The sequence below is a fragment of the Bacillus sp. AFS055030 genome (assembly GCF_002574545.1).
GTDB lineage: Bacteria > Bacillota > Bacilli > Bacillales > Bacillaceae_G > Gottfriedia.
Map to the genome: position 1 here is coordinate 128,519 of NZ_NUGT01000017.1, position 22,234 is coordinate 150,752.

The 22,234-nt window shown below is 34.3% G+C and carries 21 protein-coding genes and 1 tRNA gene; 20 read left to right on the forward strand and 2 right to left on the reverse strand.

All coding sequences use genetic code 11. The features are described 5' to 3' along the window. Positions 1-29 precede the first annotated feature (29 nt). Positions 30-980 (forward strand): DNA-binding protein WhiA, encoded by a 951-nt coding sequence (gene whiA, locus CN925_RS07305; RefSeq protein ID WP_098845597.1) that lies wholly within the window; start codon positions 30-32, stop codon positions 978-980. 21 nt (positions 981-1,001) lie between these two features. Next, on the forward strand, positions 1,002-1,262 hold the full coding sequence (locus tag CN925_RS07310; protein WP_098845598.1) for an HPr family phosphocarrier protein: 261 nt from the start codon (positions 1,002-1,004) through the stop codon (positions 1,260-1,262). A 56-nt stretch (positions 1,263-1,318) separates the two neighbouring features. Here the strand turns inward: CN925_RS07310 and clpP are convergent, their stop codons facing one another. After that, positions 1,319-1,912 (reverse strand): ATP-dependent Clp endopeptidase proteolytic subunit ClpP, encoded by a 594-nt coding sequence (gene clpP, locus CN925_RS07315; protein ID WP_098845599.1) that lies wholly within the window; start codon positions 1,910-1,912, stop codon positions 1,319-1,321. A 1,143-nt stretch (positions 1,913-3,055) separates the two neighbouring features. On the opposite strand from clpP, the gene CN925_RS07320 reads away from it, so the two are divergent. From CN925_RS07320 to chbG, 11 genes are all read left to right on the forward strand, one after another. After that, positions 3,056-3,128 (forward strand) — tRNA-Arg (locus tag CN925_RS07320). A 198-nt stretch (positions 3,129-3,326) separates the two neighbouring features. Beyond that, positions 3,327-3,482 (forward strand): hypothetical protein, encoded by a 156-nt coding sequence (locus tag CN925_RS21235; RefSeq protein WP_180232886.1) that lies wholly within the window; start codon positions 3,327-3,329, stop codon positions 3,480-3,482. A 309-nt stretch (positions 3,483-3,791) separates the two neighbouring features. Continuing rightward, a complete protein-coding gene (locus CN925_RS07325) occupies positions 3,792-4,085 on the forward strand; it encodes a DUF6509 family protein (RefSeq protein WP_098845600.1) in 294 nt (97 codons plus the stop codon). Positions 4,086-4,421: 336 nt separating this feature from the next. Continuing rightward, positions 4,422-4,724 (forward strand): PTS sugar transporter subunit IIB, encoded by a 303-nt coding sequence (locus tag CN925_RS07330; RefSeq protein ID WP_098845601.1) that lies wholly within the window; start codon positions 4,422-4,424, stop codon positions 4,722-4,724. Positions 4,725-4,767: 43 nt separating this feature from the next. Continuing rightward, complete coding sequence (locus CN925_RS07335; RefSeq protein ID WP_098845602.1) at positions 4,768-6,123, forward strand: PTS sugar transporter subunit IIC; 1,356 nt, start codon at positions 4,768-4,770, stop codon at positions 6,121-6,123. A gap of 21 nt (positions 6,124-6,144) precedes the next feature. Further along, the gene (locus CN925_RS07340; protein WP_098845603.1) at positions 6,145-6,468 is read left to right on the forward strand and encodes a PTS sugar transporter subunit IIA; all 324 of its coding nucleotides are present in this window, start codon (positions 6,145-6,147) and stop codon (positions 6,466-6,468) included. 430 nt (positions 6,469-6,898) lie between these two features. Further along, entirely contained in the window at positions 6,899-7,201 is a 303-nt protein-coding gene (locus tag CN925_RS07345; RefSeq protein WP_088014865.1) for a PTS sugar transporter subunit IIB, read from the forward strand. A gap of 45 nt (positions 7,202-7,246) precedes the next feature. Then, positions 7,247-8,602 (forward strand): PTS sugar transporter subunit IIC, encoded by a 1,356-nt coding sequence (locus tag CN925_RS07350; protein ID WP_098845604.1) that lies wholly within the window; start codon positions 7,247-7,249, stop codon positions 8,600-8,602. Between the two features lie 34 nt (positions 8,603-8,636). Continuing rightward, positions 8,637-8,945: a PTS lactose/cellobiose transporter subunit IIA gene (locus CN925_RS07355; RefSeq protein ID WP_098845699.1), complete on the forward strand. Its 309-nt coding sequence runs from the start codon at positions 8,637-8,639 to the stop codon at positions 8,943-8,945. A gap of 72 nt (positions 8,946-9,017) precedes the next feature. Then, entirely contained in the window at positions 9,018-10,355 is a 1,338-nt protein-coding gene (locus CN925_RS07360) for a 6-phospho-beta-glucosidase (RefSeq protein ID WP_098845605.1), read from the forward strand. 73 nt (positions 10,356-10,428) lie between these two features. Then, on the forward strand, positions 10,429-11,145 hold the full coding sequence (chbG, locus tag CN925_RS07365; protein ID WP_098845606.1) for a chitin disaccharide deacetylase: 717 nt from the start codon (positions 10,429-10,431) through the stop codon (positions 11,143-11,145). A gap of 594 nt (positions 11,146-11,739) precedes the next feature. Here chbG and CN925_RS07370 read toward each other — a convergent pair. Further along, positions 11,740-14,460 carry a sigma-54-dependent transcriptional regulator gene (locus tag CN925_RS07370; RefSeq protein ID WP_098845607.1) on the reverse strand — a complete coding sequence of 907 codons (2,721 nt, stop codon included), beginning with the start codon at positions 14,458-14,460 and terminating at the stop codon, positions 11,740-11,742. Between the two features lie 148 nt (positions 14,461-14,608). Here CN925_RS07370 and rpoN point away from each other — a divergent pair, with 148 nt between their 5' ends. From rpoN to gpmI, 7 genes are all read left to right on the forward strand, one after another. Then, the gene (rpoN, locus tag CN925_RS07375; RefSeq protein ID WP_098845608.1) at positions 14,609-15,910 is read left to right on the forward strand and encodes an RNA polymerase factor sigma-54; all 1,302 of its coding nucleotides are present in this window, start codon (positions 14,609-14,611) and stop codon (positions 15,908-15,910) included. Between the two features lie 19 nt (positions 15,911-15,929). Next, entirely contained in the window at positions 15,930-16,163 is a 234-nt protein-coding gene (locus CN925_RS07380) for a glutaredoxin family protein (protein WP_098845700.1), read from the forward strand. Positions 16,164-16,356: 193 nt separating this feature from the next. Further along, complete coding sequence (locus CN925_RS07385) at positions 16,357-17,385, forward strand: sugar-binding transcriptional regulator (RefSeq protein WP_098845609.1); 1,029 nt, start codon at positions 16,357-16,359, stop codon at positions 17,383-17,385. 40 nt (positions 17,386-17,425) lie between these two features. Continuing rightward, on the forward strand, positions 17,426-18,433 hold the full coding sequence (gene gap, locus CN925_RS07390) for a type I glyceraldehyde-3-phosphate dehydrogenase (RefSeq protein ID WP_098845610.1): 1,008 nt from the start codon (positions 17,426-17,428) through the stop codon (positions 18,431-18,433). A 242-nt stretch (positions 18,434-18,675) separates the two neighbouring features. Beyond that, the gene (locus tag CN925_RS07395; protein WP_098845611.1) at positions 18,676-19,857 is read left to right on the forward strand and encodes a phosphoglycerate kinase; all 1,182 of its coding nucleotides are present in this window, start codon (positions 18,676-18,678) and stop codon (positions 19,855-19,857) included. 79 nt (positions 19,858-19,936) lie between these two features. After that, positions 19,937-20,692, forward strand: coding sequence for a triose-phosphate isomerase (gene tpiA, locus CN925_RS07400; protein ID WP_098845612.1), 756 nt, complete (start codon positions 19,937-19,939; stop codon positions 20,690-20,692). Next, positions 20,692-22,224, forward strand: coding sequence for a 2,3-bisphosphoglycerate-independent phosphoglycerate mutase (gene gpmI / locus CN925_RS07405; RefSeq protein WP_098845613.1), 1,533 nt, complete (start codon positions 20,692-20,694; stop codon positions 22,222-22,224). The genes tpiA and gpmI overlap by 1 nt, the downstream gene beginning before the upstream one ends. Positions 22,225-22,234: the final 10 nt, after the last annotated feature.

A 22,234-nucleotide genomic window follows, 5' to 3' on the forward strand; every position in this document is an offset into this window, starting at 1 on the left:
TATAGAGCTAGAAGGAGGGGGTGATTCAAATGTCCTTTGCATCAGAAACGAAAAAAGAATTAACAACGATTGAGATCAAAGATTGTTGTTCAAAATCTGAGCTATCCTCTTTAATTCGAATGAATGGTTCATTATCAATTGCGAATCGCCAAATTATTGTAGATATAGTAACTGAAAATGCAGCTATTGCTAGAAGAATATATGTATTAATTAAACGTGTTTATGATGTGGACGTTGAATTGCTCGTTCGTAAAAAAATGCGTCTTAAAAAGAACAATGTATATATTGTTCGAATAAAAGAAGAAGCAAAACATATTTTAAATGATCTTTATATAACTGGTGAAGGATTTACCTTCACGAATGAAATAGCGAAAGAGCTAATTGCTAAGAAATGTTGTAAACGCTCCTATTTAAGAGGTGCTTTTCTAGCTGGTGGTTCGGTAAATAATCCAGAGACATCTTCATATCATTTAGAAATTTTTTCACTATATAAAGAGCATACAGAAGAGATTTGTCGATTAATGAATGAATTCGGTTTAAATGCTAAAACACTTGAGAGACGTAAGGGCTATATTACGTACTTAAAAGAAGCAGAAAAAATTACAGAGTTTTTAAACGTTGTTGGTGCACACTCAGCCCTTTTAAGGTTTGAAGATATCCGCATTGTAAGAGATATGAGAAACAGTGTTAATCGTCTAGTAAATTGTGAAACTGCGAACTTAAATAAAACAATCAGTGCAGCCTTCAGACAAATTGAAAATATACGTTATATTCAAAACTCAGTTGGTTTAGATATATTACCGCCAAAGCTACGTGAAATTGCAGAACTTCGAGTAGCGTACGAGGATGTAACATTAAAAGAGTTAGGTGAAATGGTATCTAGCGGTGCAATTAGTAAATCAGGAATCAATCATCGATTACGTAAAATTGATGAAATAGCTGATAAACTTAGAGCAGGAGAACCAATTAAAATAAAATAAAAGTTAAGAGGGAAGAAAAAAATGATTGAGAAAAAAGGGAGAGTACTATTAGAAACTGGAATACAGGCTCGTCCAGCAGCACAATTTGTTCAAGTTGCTACGAGGTTTCGTTCAGAAGTATTATTAGCTTACAAAGGTAAACAAGTAAACGTTAAGAGTATTATGGGTGTTATGAGTCTTGCAGTACCACACGGGGAAGAGGTTGTAATTACTGTAACTGGCGACGATGAGGTTGAAGCAATGGAAGCAGTAATGGCCTTTATTGGAGAAGAAATAATATAATTCCAATTTTTTTCTAAAAAAAAACTAGCCGAAAAATTACGGCTAGTTTTTTATTATTATTTAATAGCTGCAGTATTAGAAATTACTTTATCAATTAATCCGTATTCTAATGCACGGTCTGCAGTCATAAAGTTATCACGCTCTGTATCACGCTCGATCGTATCTAATGGTTGACCAGTACGTTCTGCAAGAATTTTGTTTAATTTATCGCGTAAGAACAAGATTCGCTTAGCTGCAATTTCAATTTCGGTAGCTTGACCTTGAGCACCACCTAATGGTTGGTGAATCATAACTTCTGCATTTGGAAGAGCATATCTCTTACCTTTTTCCCCAGCAGCTAATAAGAAAGCACCCATTGAAGCCGCCATACCAATACAAATTGTAGATACTTGAGGCTTAATAAAGTTCATCGTATCATAAATAGCCATACCAGCAGTAATACTTCCTCCTGGACTATTAATGTATAATGAAATATCCTTATCTGGATCTTCTGCTGCTAAAAATAAAAGTTGTGAAACAATTGAGTTAGCTACATTATCATCGATTGCGCTACCTAACATGATGATGCGGTCTTTTAATAGACGCGAATAGATATCATACGCACGCTCACCACGACTTGTTTGTTCAATAACTGTAGGAATTAAATTCATTTTTTCTCCTCCTTGTTTAAAACAAATGAATGATTAATACAATAATACCTTTAAGGTCAGAAAAGGTCAAATAAAAGAGATGCTATTTTAATGTTTATTTTAACGAATAAATATTGACCTTTAATAACATATTTATTTATCTAATACTTCAACATCATTAACGACTTTTCCTATTATTAAACGTAACTTTATGTAGTTTTTCTTTTGATCAGATAAAAAGCTAAGAACTAAATGATTGCAGCTTATTTTATATGGTCAGAAAGTAGAGCTTACTTATAAGATGAGAACGATAGAAAGATAGAAGTAATCAATAAAAAAGTCCTCATAAAAAGAGGACGTCATGAATTTATATTTTCTTGTTTAGATTAAGTTTTTGCTTAATTTTTCTTATTAATAACACACAAAAATAAACTATACCACTTAAAATACCAAGTATTATTAGTAAATTTAATAAATTTATAGATCCCAATTTTTTTCTCCTTTAGTTTTTTCAGAAAATTTCCTATTCAATTATTTTGGAAAAGCTCCCTAATATAACTTTAGCAAAATTTAATAAATAAAATGGAGATCATTGTGACAATAAATCAAATACTAAACTATTCGTTATTAATGAATAAGCTAGTGGTAATGAAAAAGTGATTCTAAAATATTTACTAGACAACGATAACGAAGGAAAAGGCAGACTAAAAAGCCTCAAGAAAAAAGCTTTTACTGGTACCAACAAGTCACTCAAAAAAGGAAAAAAACTATAAAATCATGATCATAAAAGAATATTTTCCTACTCAAAAAGAAACCTAAATCATTGCGGTCAGAACATTCTAACGATATAATAAAACATAAGACCTATATGCATTCGTAGCCCAGGGGATAAAGCACGAATGAATAAGCACCCATGCAACAACATCGAGCGCACTTGCCGAGCCACACCTTGCATAAGCTTACTGAGATTGGGGCGACAGAAAGAAAATCCTTATTTTAAACCACATATTAAAAAATATGCGTTCGTAGCTCAGGGGATAGAGCACGACCGAATAAGCATCGTAGCGAAACATCAGCACACCAATCGAGCTGCTCCTTGAGGTTAACATGCTGAGATTGGGGTGACAAAAAGAAGATCCTTATTTATCCCACATATTAAAAAATGCGTTCGTAGCTCAGGGGATAGAGCAACGGTTTCCGGTACCGTGTGTCGCAGGTTCGAATCCTGTCGAGCGCGCTAAAAGAATAAACCGAGTGATTAGATCTGTAAAATAACAGACCGATCACTCGGTTTTTACTTTCTTAAAATTAGAATCTCAGTCTTAAACCCTACCAATGCTCTACAACTAAAGATGTAATAAAACTCCATCCAATGAAGAATGGGTTCCTTTAACTTAAAGTCATATATTTAAAGTAAATAAGGGAGGGCATTTAAATGGATATGAATTCTTGGTTTCTTGAAGAAATGGCACAAATCAATAAGGATGAAATAGGAAGAGAATTAAAATTTATAGAGACTTATAAACTGTACGCAACATCTAAAAAGAAGAAACACTGCATCGACTTAATAATCATTAAATTCTGTTTCTAAAGTCATGTTTAAAATCATTTTAAATTTATTAAAAAAAGAGCCGAGTAATTTTATATTTATAAAAATTATTCGGTTCTTTTCGTACCTTCTATTTTTTACCTCTATCCTTTTCCCTAACTATATGTTATATTATTCTTTGCGATGAGCTTATTTGAGTAAGACGAGAGATATGCGCAAGCTAAACGCGCGGATGTGGCCGCCCGGTTTCTCGCCTCAAACGCATCAAGACGTCTGCTGCGGCAGGCGTCTTTCTTTTTGTCCATTCATTTGTGTATAATAGTACATATTAATATTGAAGGGAATGTTTTTGTGTTAACGATTGCAGAATACACTGTAGAAGAAATAAAGGATCCTTTTGGTATCATTGAAGGTGATCGATATGAGTTCATTCTTTATATTGATGTACCAGAGGATGATGAATTATTTAATGAAAAAGGTATATACATAAAAGTGTTGTTTGGAGTAAATGGTGATGAGTCAAAATTAATTAAATATGACTTGTATGAAGCTGAGTCGAATCAATATTTAGACTTTGATTTAGAAGAGGATGAAGAAAAAGAAGTATTCGAATTTTGTAAAACTCATTTAACAGTTGAAGATTAATTTTAATGTGTTATCGAATGACACACTTCAGCTTAGAGAATCGTTTAGATTGTGTAATTTGATAACACACTATTGTGTCGTTGTAAACACAGTACTAATTGTACCTACACACTTATAAAACACTAATATTTTAACTAAATATTACGTTTTGAAAACCTTGAATTATCAAGGTTTTTTTGTTGTTATTGCAAATAGATAGATTTTTTAGAAAATTGGCACAGAATTTGCAATAGTTAAATTGATTAACTAACTTGTCTTTGAAACGCGTAATTCTTTTGTCATTATTTGTAAAAATGTAAGCGTTTCAACGACAGGGAAAAATTGAGGAGGTGTAGGATGAATATCTTATTGGTATGTTCTGCGGGAATGTCGACTAGTCTACTAGTTACAAAGATGGAACAAGCAGCTAAGGAAAAAGGAATTCAGGCAAGAATATGGGCTGTTGCTGGTGATGAGGCAAAAGAAAATCTAGACAAAGCGGATGTATTACTACTTGGTCCGCAAGTTCGTTATCTAGTTTCAGAAATGAAGAAGCTAGCTGAGCCTAAAGGGATACCAGTAGATACGATTAATCCAGTGCATTATGGATTGATGAATGGTGAGGCTGTATTAGAAATGGCTTTAAAGTTAAAAAAATAAAACGGGGAATTAAAAATCTAGAGAGAAAAGAAGGTGTATTAGAATGATGCGTTTTGCTGAGAAGTATATAATGCCTGCCGCAGCGAAGTTTGGGAATCAACGTCATTTGTTAGCGATCCGTGATGCGCTAATTGGAATGATTGCCATTACGATGATTGGAGCTTTTGCTGTCCTTATTAATAACTTAGGTGGCGCAATCCATGGCTACGATAAAATGATGGAAACAGTCTTTGGTGCAAACTGGAAAACACTAGGTGGAGATATTTGGTGGGGAACATTTGCATTTATGACAGTATTTGCCGTAGTAGGAATCGCGCATAGATTAGCACGTTCTTACGGTGATGAAGGTTTTGAAGCAATGCTTGTTGCATTAGCATGTTATTTTGTACTTGTTCCTCAATCATTGGCTGCAGTATCTGTTACATTACAAGATGGTAAGACAGCTACGGGTGGAACATGGGGGTTTATTAGTTGGAATTCATTAAACTCAACGGCTTTATTCACAGGTATTATCGTTGCGATTATTGCGACTGAAATTTTTGTACGCTTAGCTAGAGTGAAACAATTGGTCATTAAATTACCAGATGGTGTTCCTCCTGCAGTATCAAAAGCATTTGCTAAGTTATTACCAGGTATGTTAACAATTTTTATCGTTGCATTAGTTGGCTTATTGTTCAGATTATATATTTCAGATGGCGTATTCTTTAATGATTGGTTAAATTCAGTTCTTGTAAAACCATTAACTGATGCAGCAGATTCATTAGGGTTTGCAGTTGCGATTGCATTTTTTGTACATTTCTTCTGGGCGCTTGGTCTACACGGTCCAAATATTTTAGGTGGTATTACAACACCATTATTAACAAGTTTAGGTAACCAAAACGTTGATTTATATGCAAAAGGTGTGACAGATTTAGATAAGTATGCAGTATTAGCTGGTCCATTCTTAGATGCTTTCGTATATATGGGTGGATCTGGTACTACAATCGGTTTAATCATTGCAATGTTCTTGGTCAATCGAAGACGTCATAAGCAAATGATTGCTTTAGGGACGCCTCCAAGTTTATTTAATATTAACGAACCAATTATATTCGGTTTACCAATCGTATTAAACCCAGTTTGGTTAGTACCATTTATCTGTACGCCAATTGTTTTAACCATAATTTCTTATTTAGCTGTTAAATCGCATCTTGTTTTCCCTGTTGTCTCTACAATCCCTTGGGTAACACCACCGGTTATAGGTGGCTATTTAGCAACTGGTGGTCACTGGAGCGGTGCAGTATTATCGCTTATTAACGTAGTGATTTCAATCGTTATTTACTTACCATTCGTTGTAGTAGCAGAAAGAATGGAAGCTAGAAAGACAACAGAAACGACTAGTAGTAATTCATTAAATGTATAAATGTGAAGGAGAAGAGTGCAAATGCCTACCGACACAAATAATGAACAAATTGCATTTATGCTTATTTTACATTCCGGTAATGCTAAGAGTTTATTAATGGAAGCAATGTATAAGGCTCGTGATGGAGAGTTGGAGGAAGCTCGTAGGAAAGTAGACGAGGCGAATGTGGAACTAAGGCTGGCACATCATTCACAAACTTCACTGATACAAAGTGAAGCAGGCGGACAACAATACAAAATTAATATTCTATTAGTACATGCACAGGATCATTTAATGAACACACTTACAACAAGAGATTTAGTAGAGGAAATAATTTACTTGCATGAACAAATTTCGCTTAAATAATTGGTAAAAAAAGTGGTGTAGACTAAGTCTACATCACTTTTTTTATGGTTCACATAGAACAAAATGTATAATTTAAGGTAGAGTCGTAAAAGTGTTTTAAAACACAATAATAAATTGTATGTAATTTACAACACACTAACAAGATAACAACACACTAAGGTGCTATAAGAAGATTAACAAACTAGATTTAACACACTAGCATTTTTATGTCCTATCCCTTTTAAGCAAAGAAAAAAGATTTTATAACGATGATACCTTATGGGACAAGGTTTCAATGAGTAAATTAATTGTTTTTCAAGATGTTAGAAAAAGTTGGCACGCCATTTGCTATATAAAGAGTGTAAAAATAAATTAATCTGTAGTTGCCTTATAACAAACTTTCAACCAAAACTGTAAGCGCTACACTAATTCTAAAACTGGAGGAATAAAAATGAATATTTTATTAGCATGTTCAGCAGGAATGTCTACTAGTTTACTAGTAACTAAAATGGAGGATGCAGCAAAAGCAAAAGGGATTGATGTTAAGATTTGGGCAGTTTCAGGTGATGCTGCAAAAGAAAATTTAGATAAAGCAGATGTTCTTTTATTAGGACCACAAGTACGTTATTTAGCTTCTGAAATGAAAAAAGTTGCCGAACCAAAAGGGATACCAGTTGATGTCATCAATCCAGTACATTATGGACTTATGAATGGTGAAGCGGTATTAGAATTAGCACTTAGTTTAAAAAAGTAGTCACGTACGTTGCATAAATTTTAAACAAAAGGGAGTCTTAAAAAAATGATGAATTTTGTAGATCGATATATAATGCCTGCTGCAGCAAAGTTCGGAAACCAACGTCATTTACTTGCAATACGCGATGCGTTAATCGGGATGATTGCCATTACAATGGTCGGTTCATTTGCAGTTTTATTTAATAATTTAGGTGGAGCAATCAAAGGTTACGACAAAATGATGGAAGCTCTTTTTGGAGTAAACTGGAAGACTTTAGGTGGAGACATTTGGTGGGGAACATTCGCATTTATGACTGTTTTTGCAGTTGTTGGGATTGCGTACAAATTGGCTCGTTCATATGGTGATGAAGGATTTGAAGCAATGCTTGTCGCATTAGCATCATATTTTGTATTAGTGCCACAATCATTAAATACTGTAACGGTTACATTAGAAAATGGAAAACCAGCAACTGGTAGTGTTTGGGGGCTAGTGAATTCTACTTATACTAATTCAACTGCCCTTTTTACCGGTATAATCGTTGCCATCATTGCAACTGAAATTTTTGTTCGTTTATCAAGAGTAAAGCAACTAGTTATTAAATTACCAGATGGTGTACCACCGGCAGTTTCAAAAGCATTTGCGAAGCTATTACCAGGTATGCTAACAATCTTTGTGATTGCGATTGTCGGATTGCTATTCAGATTATATTTATCGGATGGAGTCTATTTTAATGATTGGTTAAGCTCAGTACTTGTTAAGCCATTGACGAATGCTGCAGACTCATTACCGTTTGCCATTGGTATAGCATTCTTTATTCATTTCTTCTGGATGCTTGGTTTACATGGACCAAATATACTAGGTGGAATTACGACTCCTTTATTTACAGCTTTAGGAAATGAGAATATTGATTTAGCTGCAAAAGGTGTTAAAAAGTGGAGCGAATACAATGTAATGGCAGGACAGTTCTTTGATGCATTTGTATTCTTAGGTGGATCGGGTGCTACATTAGGGTTAATTATTTCAATGATATTAATTAATCGAAAACGTAATAAACAAATGATTGGATTAGGTGGAGCACCAGGTTTATTCCAAATTAATGAACCAGTACTTTTCGGTTTACCAATCGTGTTAAATCCGATGTGGTTAATTCCATTCATTGGTACACCGATTATCTTAACAGTTATTTCATATTTAGCGATCTCTTTAGGTATGGTTCACCCAGTAACGACAAATATTCCATGGGTAACACCACCAATTTTAGGTGGGTGGTTAATCACAGGGGGACATTGGACAGGTGCAGCCTTAGCAGCATTTAACTTAGTGATCTCAGTGGTCATCTATTTACCTTTCGTTGCATTACAAAGACGAATGGAATCTAAAAAAATGAGAGAAGCAGCAAGTAATCAAAGCGCTGCTATGTAATGCAGTTTGAGGAGGATACGAAATGAGTACATTAATGACAATCGAGCAAACGGCATTCCAATTAATCTTACACGCAGGAAACGCAAAAAGCTCTTTAATGGAAGGGATGCAGGCTGCTCGAGCGGGGAATATAGAAGAGGCAAATAGTAAGATAGAAGAAGCGAAGAAAGAATTAAATCTTGCACACCATGCACAAACTTCATTAATTCAAGGTGAAGCACGTGGAGAAAATGTTGAATTAAGCATCTTATTAATTCATGCTCAAGATCATTTAATGAATGCATTAACGATGAGGGATTTAGTAACAGAAATAATTTTCCTACATGAAAAATTAAATAAATAAGAGAAAATAGAAAAGTAGTTTCCTAGATGGACCGAGCTACTTTTCTCCTATCATATAAAAGGAGTGAAGAAAATGAGAAACGGTATTAAAATAGCAACTATTGGTGGCGGTTCTAGTTATACTCCAGAATTAGTAGAAGGGTTTATAAAACGTTATGATGAACTACCTGTAAGAGAGTTATGGCTAGTGGACATTGAAGAAGGTAGAGAAAAACTTGAAATCGTTGGAAATCTTGCGAAAAGAATGGTGGAAAAAGCAGGTGTTCCAATGGAAATTCATTTAACACTGGATCGACGTGCTGCTCTTAAAGATGCTGATTTTGTTACAACGCAATTTCGTGTAGGTCTACTTGAAGCTCGTATGAAGGATGAACGAATTCCTTTAAAATATGGCGTAATTGGTCAAGAAACTAATGGTCCTGGTGGACTGTTTAAAGCACTTCGTACGATTCCAGTTATTTTAGAAATCGTTAAGGATATTGAAGAGCTTTGTCCAAATGCTTGGCTAGTAAACTTTACGAATCCTACAGGTATTTTAACAGAAGCAATTTTAAGATACACAAATTTCCGTAAAGTAGTTGGGTTATGTAATGTACCAATTCATATCCACATGAACATTGCAAAAGGCCTAGGAGTAGAAGCTGAGCGTGTGCATATTGATTTTATGGGATTAAATCATATGGTTTACGGAACGAAAGTATTATTAGATGGTGAAGACGTAACAAGTCGTGTTGTAAGTGAGTTTGCCCGTCCTGCTGAAAGTATGACGATGCAAAATATTAAGGCGATGGATTGGAATCCTGATTTTATTGAAGCACTTGGAGCAATTCCATGTCCGTATCATCGCTACTACTATCAAACGAAAGTAATGCTAGAGGAAGAGCTTGAAGCAGCGAAAAATGATGGTACGCGTGCTGAGGTTGTGAAAAAATTAGAAGAATCATTATTCGAATTATATAAAGATCCTAATTTAAATATTAAGCCACCACAATTAGAAAAACGCGGTGGAGCTTATTATAGTGATGCTGCATGCCGACTAATTTCATCTTTATATAATAATAAAGGTGATATCCAACCTGTGAACACGATGAATAATGGTGCTATTGCATCAATTCCAGATGATTGTGCTGTTGAAGTAAGTGCCGTTATTACAAAAGATGGTCCAAAACCACTTACAATGGGTGACTTGCCGGTTGCAGTACGTGGTCTAGTTCAACAAATTAAATCATTCGAACGCGTTGCTGCGGAAGCTGGAGTAACTGGTGATTATAAAACAGCATTGCTTGCTATGTGTATTAATCCACTAGTTGGATCGGATAATTTAGCAAAACAAATACTAGATGAAATGCTAGAGGCTCACAAAGAGCATTTACCTCAATTCTTCAAAAACGAAAAAGTAGCAGCAAATTAACGACTTAAAAGAGGGATGTAGCTCGAATGAAAGAGTGCATCCCTTTTTATCATACGAAAAAGGGGAATGAAAAATGACGAAGCTTATTGTAAATGCAGATGATTTCGGCTACTCAAAAGGTGTAAACTATGGCATTATCGAAGCACACTTGAATGGAATAGTGAACTCCGCAACTATGATGATGAATATGTATGCAGTAGAGCATGGAGTAGAATTAGCAAAATTACATCCTACATTAGGATTAGGGGTACATCTTGTATTAACTGCGGGCAAACCTTTATTAACGAATCTACAAACAATCGTAGATCAAAGTGGGGATTTCCTTAAAAATAGTTATTGGTATAATAATCCAGTTATTAAAGTTGAAGAAGTTGAAAAGGAATGGGATGCTCAAATTCAAAAGTTTCTTTCCTATGGCTTGAATCCTTCACATCTAGATAGTCATCACCATGTACACATGATCCCAATTCTGCACCCAGTAATTGCAAAATTATCCCAAAAGTATGATCTTCCAGTCCGAATTTCTCCAAAAAATCGAATAAACGGAATCACACCTTTTACAGATCAATTGTTAACCGATTTTTATGGTAGTGACATACCAATAAACTATTTTGAGACAATAGAAAACAGAATAAGTAATGGCGCAAAGTCTGTAGAGGTTATGGTTCATCCTGCATTAATCGATAATCATTTAAAAAATGGTACTTCTTATTGCTTTGAGAGATTAACAGAACTAGATATCTTAACGAATTCAAAACTTCCTGATGTAGTAGAGTTAGTAAAATATTAATATAGATTTCAATGTGTAGACAAAGTCCAAAATTTGATTTTCAGTCAAAAAGCCAGTTTCTTCATGGAAACTGGCTTTCACGTTGTTGAAAAAAGAATTTGTCAATTGAATTCTTGGAAGATCATTGATAGGTAAGATGTATCCTATTGATTTCCACTACAGTGTGCTCGCTTTCCATGGGGCGAGACCTGAGCCTCCTCGGCACCGCCTGTGGGGTCTCAGCCTTCCCGCATCTCCCATAGGAGCCCGGCACCCTTTCGTTCCAATCATTTTCTTTATGAAAAAGAATAATCATAAAATAGTCAATTAAAGAATGAATTACCATTATTCATTAATATCAAAATGAAACTAATGATGATCCTTACACATCTTTAAAATCTTGATTGTTAAAAAGAAGATATTTTAATTTTTAGAGGTTAGTTAAACATTTTTATTTCAAACAATAAACGTACTCATCAAAAAAACAATAATAAATAGATATACTATTTTTCAATTCAAATACGTTTAATGTTCTTATTTTTCAATATTGACTATATTATATTTCAACACGCTAAAAGCCAGTTTCTTCATGGAAACTGGCTTTTTCTAATTAAATTATTTAATATAAATTTCTTCATCTAACTTATTTAATTCATTTCTAGAATAAAATTCCATTAGGTAACATATTTCATCATCAGGTATGATAATGTCACATGCCTCCTCAATTTGTTGCAAGATTTTTTTTATTTTTAAATACAGCATATAGTCACTATTAATTTTATCTTCTTTATCTTTAAATGGGATTAAGGGCTGAGAGTTTTGAAGTCGATCAATCATGCAACTCATATGAATAACAATTCCCATTAGATCCTCATTTTTGAAAAATTTATCTGTTTGGATTTGTATATCATTCAAAGCACGCCTAATTACACTAATTACTTTTTTAGCATCTTTTAAAGAAATAGTCTCTTGCAATGTTTCGGCCATCTTTAAATACGTTTCTTCATAAGTTATCAATTCTTGTATTGTCTTTGTAGCCTTCATATTTAATACATCCTGTAAATGAAACGTATTGAATGGAACATTTATATCAAAATTTGAAACTATACAAACAATACTTCGTTCTTTAGATATATCGTTTAACATTTTTTGTAATTCGTCTTTATTTAAAAGGCTAATTGGCACGATTTCTAGCATCTCTTTATCATAGACCAAGTTATTCGCTAGTATATTTTTAATGGCTATTGCACTTCCCTGACCAGTCAGACATGCAGTTAAAATGACAGAACGATTAAATTCAAGTTGTTTCGTTTTATTCGAATGAGAATTGATGAAGAAAGTAGTTAAGTTTCGCACGTCCTGATAAAGCTCGTCTAAATTATATCCTAATGTTGCTTTTCTAGAAGCTTCGATTACATGTGCAGTACTTACCATTTGAATCACACGTACTGGAATTGAAAATTCTGCTTCAATTATGTCACCGATATAAGACAGCGACCCCATATCGATACAAAGTAGAATTCCATTTAATTTACCTAAAGATTTAATATAATCCTTTACTCGAATTAGAAATTCCTGTGGTGGTTCACTTAATGGCATATCGATTCCGATTACTTCCTCATTTTCCAACAATTCATTTGTTACATTTGCCATCTCTCTAGCAATGCCATTACCATGAGCTAACACAATTACTTTTACATTGGAGCTAGTCACCTTAAAATCTTCGTTTCCATATACAAAAAACATCGTTATAAATGCTACTTCATCAAAAGGGATTGAAACATTTGAAAAATCTTCAATCATTTTTACACATTCAATTGAAACGGAAAACTCTTTCTTATATTGATCTCGGATTTGCGTTATATTTGGATGATAAATTTTTTTGTTTGACTGTATACGTTGTAATAGCGTTTGTATGTGTAGGCTGAGTGCAACAAGTATTTTTTCATTAAAACTTTTACTTAATTTTTCTTCTGCTAGTTTTAGTACCTTTTCACTAAGTGTAACGATTTCAGGCTTGATTATTTTTTGGACATTTTCTTTACTAGATAGTTTGCGATTAATAGAAGTTAAATAATGTGTAAAATAACTTTCAATATCGTTTTCCATTAGTAGGGATAACTCGTCCTGAGCAACGCCACGTTGTTTTAGTTCTTCGTATTTGGTGTCAATTCGGTCATAAATTGTATCTGCTGTATGATCCAATTGTTGGTTACTCGTTATACCTTTTGTTGGTGAAAATTCAAATTGCTCGTTTAACAGAGTGACGGCATGCTTTACTTTTTTTTCAATAAATAAACCTTCCTTAACATACCAGTTCAAATCAGTACTATAAATTCGTATCTTGTCATGTTTGTGGGTAATAAAATCTGCGTAAGCCTTTGCGCAAGCTAATTGAATGTCAGCTTTAAGTTGTCCGATATTGTTTTGACATGGATAAAATAGAAAAGAACGAATCGTATTTGCACTTACTACGATCTCTTTTCCTAGGCGAACACTTTCTTCTGTGAAAAAGCGTTTGATAAGTGTCAATCTTTCTTCGTATGTACGATCACGAAGAGCTGGTAAAGTAATGACCATAGGAATTCGACGCGTAAATGTAGATAATAATGTGGACCCAGGATCCTCTGTTGTTGCGGAAATGATTAAAACATTCGATGTTCGTTCGTTTTCTGTCTCTCCTAGTCTTCTATACAACTTATAATCAATGAATGTAAATAACATTTCTTGACCTTCAGGGGTAAGACGATGAACCTCATCTAAAAATAATATTCCATTATTAGCTTTCTCAAGTAGACCCTTTTGTTCCGTTGCACCTGTATAAGCACCTTTTCTAACACCGAAAAGCTGGCCTAATAATAGTTGTGGATTATTTGCATAGTCTGCGCAATTAAAAATAATGAATGGAGAATCCTTTTCTAAAACATTCGAACGAATTGCGTAATCATGCATTCTTTTAGCAAAGGCAGATTTACCAACACCAGTCTCACCGAGTATTAAAGTATGCATACCATTTGGTGGATAGAGAATAGCTGATCTTGCTTTTTCGATAGCAGGTCTTAAGCTAATATTTTCTTCATAAAAATATTCATGTTTATTATCTAAACTTGTTATCTTAATTTGAGATTTATTCGCTTGTTGTAAAGTATGAGATAGAAGTTTAAATACGACCGGTCTAGAATTTGTTTTAATTAATAATTCTTCTTTAACTAATTTATTTAAATCACTGCTAACGTTTGCTCGATCTAAACCGAGCTTTTGAGCAATCTCATTAGCTGTAAAACCTTGCTCTTTATTTTGAAGAAAAACTTTATAAATTTGATTTTTTCTGTTCATAATGGCCCACCCATCATAAAGAGTTGTATACTTTTACTATACAGTAAAAAGTAAACGTTTTCACTATATTTAAATTAGTGTAACAATTCGTCAAGTACTATGAAAAAGTTAAATATCGAGTAAAATAGTAATAAGGGAGTGAAGTAGTATGGAAATGAATTTAATGCAAAAACAATCATTGAAACTTGCGATGACTCAGGAACTACGACAAGCCATTACAATGCTTCAATTTAATGCCCAAGAACTTACTGATTTTTTATTTGAGCAATCATTAGAAAATCCTTTAATTGAAGTTGAAACTCCTTATAACGATTACACTTCTTCAAAAATCAAACAACAAACAACTCCAGGCGGACAAGGAATGGAGTTATATACTCGAAGAACAGAAACATTACAAGAAGAACTTGTTAGTCAGTTAAATGAGTTGAAAATTGATAATGAGGAATATAAAATTATTAAATATTTAATTTATAACTTAGATAAAAATGGATTTTTGATGGAATCCGATGAAGAGCTTATACGTGAATTAAATATTTCTTTCGTTCAATTACAAATCTGCATTGATACACTTCAACGTTTTGAACCCTCTGGAGTTGGAGCAAGATCGGTTAAAGAGTGCTTATTGATTCAACTAAATAGCCTTGAAGTTGATACGGCAATTGCAAAACAGGTTATTAATGATTATTTTGAACTATTTGTTAATAAAAACTGGAAAGAAATAGCAAAGAAACTTAAGATTAGCTTACCTGATTTACAAAAAGAAATTGATTTAATTTTAACTCTTCAACCAAGGCCAGGTTTAAATTATTTCCAAGACCAAGTAAATTATGTGGCCCCTGATTTAACAGTTGAAAAAATAGGCGGGGAATTTGTTGTGCTAATTAATGATAAAATTATGCCGCGTTTAAAAGTACTTAATGAATATTCTTCTATTTTAAATGGTCAACATGAGAAAGAAGTTTCAACTTATTTAAAGGATAAAAATACACAAGTTAATTGGTTAATGAAAAGCTTGGAAGAACGAAAGTCAACGATGTTAGCAGTAATGAATTGTATTCTCCGAAAACAAATTGCCTTTTTTGAAAAAGGTCCTGCAAATTTAAAAACGCTTACTTTAAAAGAGATAGCGGAAGAACTTTCATTACATGAATCGACAATTAGCCGTACTTGTAAAAACAAATATGTACAGACACCGTTTGGTTTATATGAAATGAAAAAATTCTTCCACCAAGGTGTAAGTGTGGACGGCGAGGAGCTAGCATCAACGAGTGTTCAAGTATTCATCAAGCAGCTGGTAGATGGAGAAAACAAAGAAAAGCCATTATCGGATCAAAAACTAGTTGAATTATTAGCTGAGAAACATGGTGTGGAAATCTCTAGAAGAACTGTAGCTAAATATAGAGATATACTTAGAATTCCCGGTTCATCAAAACGAAAGCGCTTTAGTTAAAAAGGAGAATTAGATGTCGATTAAGTTAACTTTATTTACAAAAGAGAATTGTGGATTATGCAAAGAAGCAAAAGATGCAATACGTTTGGTACAATCTGAATATGAAATCGAAGTAGATGAAATTGATATTTATTCTGATGATGCATTATTAGAGCAATATCAAATAATGATCCCGGTTATTCAAATTAATGGGGAAACAGTTGCATACGGGAAAATTCATAAGATTGACATATTAAATGCCATAAATGGGTAGTTAATAGTTGAAAGAAATGAATGACCCTGTTACAATAATAAATGTAGCAGGGTTATTTCACTTCTGGAGTAAATCTTGTTCAAAAAAACAACGTTGCAAAACGCTGTAATTTTTTTAAAACAAGCGGGACATAATATGTCATAGTGGGACACATTTAGACCCAAGTGAATACTCTGTGAAAGAGGAGATGAAAATGAACCATATTTTAAAGCTACAACAAAAATTATTACCTGATCTAATACCTGTTATCCAAAAAAGATTTCAAATCCTACAATATATACGAATTATGCAGCCTATCGGTCGAAGGAACTTGTCTGCTAGCGTAGGATTAACAGAAAGAGTACTTAGATCAGAAGTTGCACTTTTAAAAGAGCAAAGATTGATTAATGTCGCATCTTCTGGAATGACATTAACAGATGAAGGACTAAACTTACTTCTAGATCTAGAAGAGCCAATGCGTGAACTATTCGGTTTGAAAAATATCGAAGACTTGCTTAAGGAAACATTCAACCTTAAAGAAGTAATCGTTGTTTCAGGCGATAGCGACGAGTTGGACTGGGTAAAAAAGGAGATGGGTCGAGCAGCAGTAGGTTGTATAAACCAAAGGCTAGAGACAAATAATATTGTTGCTGTTACTGGTGGTTCCACTTTAGCTGCCGTAGCTGAAATGATGAATGATGACTCTAAAGATCTTAATACCTTATTTGTACCAGCAAGAGGCGGTTTAGGCGAAGAAGTAAGAAATCAAGCAAATACGATTTGTGCAAAAATGGCTGAAATGGCAAAAGGTAATTATCGATTACTTCACTTGCCAGATGAACTTAGTGAAGAAGCCTATGTAACTATGATGGAAGAACCAAGAGTAAAAGAGGTTTTAAATTTAATTCGATCTTCTTCAATTGTCGTACACGGCATTGGAGATGCATTTACGATGGCTAAACGAAGACAATCTTCATCAGAGCAGTTAAAAATCTTAACTGAATCTGAGGCAGTAGGAGAGGCATTTGGATATTATTTTAATGAAAATGGTGAAGTTGTTTACAGAGTAAGAACAATCGGTTTACAACTGAATGAATTAGAAAATATACCTTATGTACTCGGAGTAGCAGGAGGATCTTCTAAAGCAAAAGCAATGGCTTCTTTCTTAAAGAAAGGTCATGTAAACATCCTCGTCACAGACGAAGGAGCAGCAAGAGAGTTAATTAAAGGATGTACCCTTTAAAATAAAAAAGCTTCTACCTATTAAAAGGAGGAAATTAAAAATGGCAACTAAAATTGGTATTAATGGATTTGGACGTATCGGACGTATGGTTTTCCGCGCAGCTTTAAACAACCCAAACGTAGAGGTTGTTGCAATTAATGACTTAACTGATGCTAAAACTTTAGCTCACTTATTAAAATATGATTCAGTACACGGTTCAGTAAACGCTGAAGTAGCAGTTAACGGTGATTCAATCGTTGTTAACGGTAGTGAAATTAAAGTAATTGCTGAGCGTGACCCAGCAGTTTTACCTTGGAGCGATTACGGAGTAGAAGTTGTAGTAGAATCTACTGGTCGTTTCACAGATAAAAAAGATGCTGAAAAACACTTAGGTGGATCAGTTAAAAAAGTAATCATCTCTGCACCAGCTTCTAATGAAGATATCACGATCGTAATGGGTGTAAATGATGACAAATACGATGCAGCTAGCCACAATGTAATTTCTAATGCTTCTTGTACAACTAACTGTTTAGCTCCATTTGCTAAAGTATTAGACGAAAAATTCGGTATCAAACGTGGTATGATGACAACTGTTCACTCATACACTAATGACCAACAAATTCTAGATTTACCACACAAAGATTTACGTCGTGCACGTGCTGCTGCAATGAGCATGATTCCAACAACTACTGGTGCTGCTAAAGCCGTTTCATTAGTATTACCTCAATTAAAAGGTAAATTAAACGGTGGTGCTGTTCGTGTACCAACTGCTAACGTATCTTTAGTTGACTTAGTAGTAGAATTAAATACTGAAGTTACTGCTGAAGAAGTAAATGCTGCATTTAAAGCTGCTTCTGAAGGCGAATTAAAAGGTATCTTAGGTTATTCTGAAGAGCCATTAGTATCAATCGATTATAACGGTTGCACAAACTCTTCTACAATCGATGCATTATCTACAATGACTATGGAAGGCAACATGGTTAAAATCCTTTCTTGGTACGATAATGAAACTGGTTACTCAACTCGTGTAGTTGACTTAGTAGCTCACATCGCTTCAAAAGGTCTATAATTTTAATAAAAATAAATATGAGGGCGAGGGGATTTTCCTCCCCTCTTTTGTTTGAAAAAATCCTCTTTTGTCACTAATCCAACACAATTATAAAAAATACTCTAGAAATAAATTCCAAATGATGTACATAATCTGTTAAAATTGCGGTGACAATATCACAGAATAGATACGACTTTGTATGAGACGGATCAATCGGTGGAATTGAACATGGATGAATTAAAACAGTATTGGAGGCACCTACTATGAACAAAAAGTCATTACATGACATTGATGTAAAAGGGAAACGCGTATTTTGCCGTGTAGATTTTAACGTACCAATGGCAAATGGTGAAGTAACAGATGATACTCGTATTCGTGCTGCTCTTCCTACGATTCAGTATTTAATTGAAAATGGAGCAAAAGTTATTTTAGCATCTCACTTAGGACGTCCAAAAGGACAAGTAAATGAAGACTTGCGTTTAAATGCTGTTGCTACACGTTTAAGTGAAAAATTAGGTAAAAACGTTATTAAATCTGATGAAGCATACGGTCCTAAAGTTCAAGAAGAAATTAGCAAAATGAACGAAGGCGATGTTTTATTATTAGAAAACGTTCGTTTCTACCCAGGCGAAGAGAAAAATGATGAAGCTTTAGCTAAAGAATTTGCTACATTAGCAGATGTTTATGTAAATGATGCTTTTGGTGCAGCACACCGTGCGCATGCTACAACTGCGGGTATTGCTAAACATATCCCAGCTGTTGCAGGCTTCTTAATGGAAAAAGAAATAAATGTTTTAGGTAAAGCACTTTCTAATCCAGAGCGTCCATTTACAGCTATTATCGGTGGAGCGAAAGTTCGAGATAAAATTGGTGTAATTGAAAACTTATTAGAAAAAGTAGACAATTTAATTATTGGTGGCGGACTAGCTTATACTTTCTTAAAAGCTAAAGGCTATGAAATCGGTAAATCTCTTTTAGAAGAAGATAAAATCGATTTAGCAAATGAATTTATGCAAAAAGCTGAAGCTAAAGGTGTTAAATTCTATATGCCGATTGATGCAATTGTTGCTGACAAATTCGGAGAAGATGCTAATACTCAAGAAGTAGATATCGATAGCATTCCTTCTGATTGGGAAGCTCTTGATATTGGGCCAAAAACAACTGCTCTTTATGCAGATGTAATTAAGAGTTCTAAATTAGTTATTTGGAATGGACCTATGGGTGTATTTGAAATCGATAAATTTGCACAAGGCACTAAAGGAGTAGCACAAGCATTAGCAGATTCTGATGCATACTCAATTATCGGTGGTGGAGATTCAGCTGCTGCTGCTGAAAAATTCGGCCTAGCAGAAAAAATGAGCCATATTTCTACTGGTGGTGGCGCTTCATTAGAATTTATGGAAGGTAAAGAACTTCCTGGTGTTGCATTATTAAACGATAAATAAGTCTAATAGCTTTACAATATTTAGTAATTGAAATAGAGTAAGATGTTATGTCTTACCAATTGTTAGGAAGGTGTTTCTCATGCGTAAACCAATTATCGCAGGTAACTGGAAAATGAATAAAACGCTTAACGAAGCGATGACATTCGTTGAAGAAGTAAAAAATAGCATTCCATCATCTGATAAAGTAGATTCAGCAATTTGTGCTCCTGCATTATTTATTGCACCTATGCTTTACGGTGTAAAAGGAACCGAATTAAAAATTGGTTCTCAAAATGTAAGTAATCAAGATAGTGGAGCTTATACTGGAGAAATTAGCCCAGTAGCACTTAAAGATTTAGGTGTAACTTATGCGATTATCGGACACTCAGAACGCCGTGAATATTATGGCGAAACAGATGAGTTCATTAATAGCAAAACAAAAAAAGCTTTCGAACATGGACTTACACCAATTCTTTGCTGTGGTGAAACACTTGAAGAACGTGAAGGTGGTAAATTTGAGGAAGTTATTCGTACTCAATTAACAGCTGATCTTGCAGGTCTTACTGATGAGCAAGTGAAGAATTTAGTAATTGCTTATGAACCGATTTGGGCAATTGGAACAGGAAAATCTGCTACAGAAAAAGATGCACAAGATTCATGTAAATTTGTTCGTGATGTAGTAGCAAGTCTTTATGATGAAACTGTTGCAGAATCTGTACGTGTACAATATGGCGGCAGTGTAAAACCTGAAAACATTAAAGAATATATGGCTCAACCTGATATTGACGGTGCGTTAGTAGGTGGAGCAAGTTTAGAACCAGCTTCGTTCCTTGCATTATTGGAGGCTGTTAAGTAATGAGTAAACAACCAGTAGCGTTAATTATCCTAGATGGATTTGGTTTGCGCGACGAAACATTTGGAAATGCTGTTGCACAAGCGAAGAAACCAAATTATGATAGATATTGGAATAAATATCCTCACGCGCAATTAACTGCTTGCGGTGAAGCAGTAGGTTTACCAGAAGGACAAATGGGTAATTCTGAAGTTGGTCATTTAAATATCGGCGCAGGACGAATTGTTTATCAAAGTTTAACGCGTGTAAATAAGGCAATTCGTGAAGGTGAATTCGAAAAAAATGACACGTTCATCGATGCAATTAAAAGTGCAAAAGAAAAAGATAAAGCATTACATATTTTCGGATTACTGTCTGATGGTGGTATTCACAGCCATATTAATCACATGTTTGCTTTATTAAAATTAGCTGCTGAAGAAGGCATGAAAAAGGTATATGTACATGCATTCCTAGATGGACGAGATGTTGGTCCAACTACTGCTAAAAAATATATTGATCAAACAGAAGCAAAGTTTAAAGAATATGGTGTCGGAGAATTTGCAACAATTTCTGGCCGTTATTATTCTATGGACCGTGACAAACGCTGGGATCGTGTAGAAAAATGCTATTGTGCAATGGTATATGGAGAAGGACCAACTTATACAAGTCCGAATGAATTGATTGAAGATTCGTATGCGAACGGTATCCATGATGAATTCGTTTTACCTTCTGTAATGGTAAAAGAAGATGGTACTCCAGTTGCAACAATAAGTGATGATGATTCAATCATCTTCTACAACTTCCGACCTGACCGTGCAATTCAAATTTCAAATGTATTTACAAACGATGATTTCCGTGACTTTGATCGTGGAAGTAAGTTCCCGAAAAATGTTCATTTCGTTTGCTTAACACATTTTAGTGAAACAGTACAAGGTTATGTTGCATTTAAACCAACAAACCTGGATAACACTTTAGGTGAAGTTCTGTCTCAAAATAACTTAAAACAATTACGAATTGCTGAAACGGAAAAGTATCCACATGTTACATTTTTCTTTAGTGGAGGCCGTGAAGCAGAGTTCCCAGGCGAAGAACGTATTTTAATTAACTCGCCAAAAGTTGCGACTTATGATTTGAAACCTGAAATGAGTGCTTATGAAGTAAAAGATGCATTACTTAAAGAAATTGCTGCAGACAAGCATGATGTAATCATTTTAAACTTTGCAAACCCAGATATGGTAGGACATTCAGGGAAACTTGAGCCGACAATTAAAGCGATTGAAGCAGTTGATGAATGTTTAGGTGAAGTAGTTGATGCAATTTTAGCTAAAGGCGGTAAAGCAATCATTACAGCTGACCATGGAAACGCTGATGAGGAAATTACCCCTGAAGGTGAACCTATGACAGCTCACACGACTAACCCTGTACCAGTTATAGTGACAAAAGAAGGTATTACGTTGCGTGAAGATGGTATTTTAGGTGATTTAGCTCCAACTGTTCTTGATTTATTAAAAGTAAATCAGCCAAAAGAAATGACTGGTAAATCACTTATTAAATAAGTGAACAGTT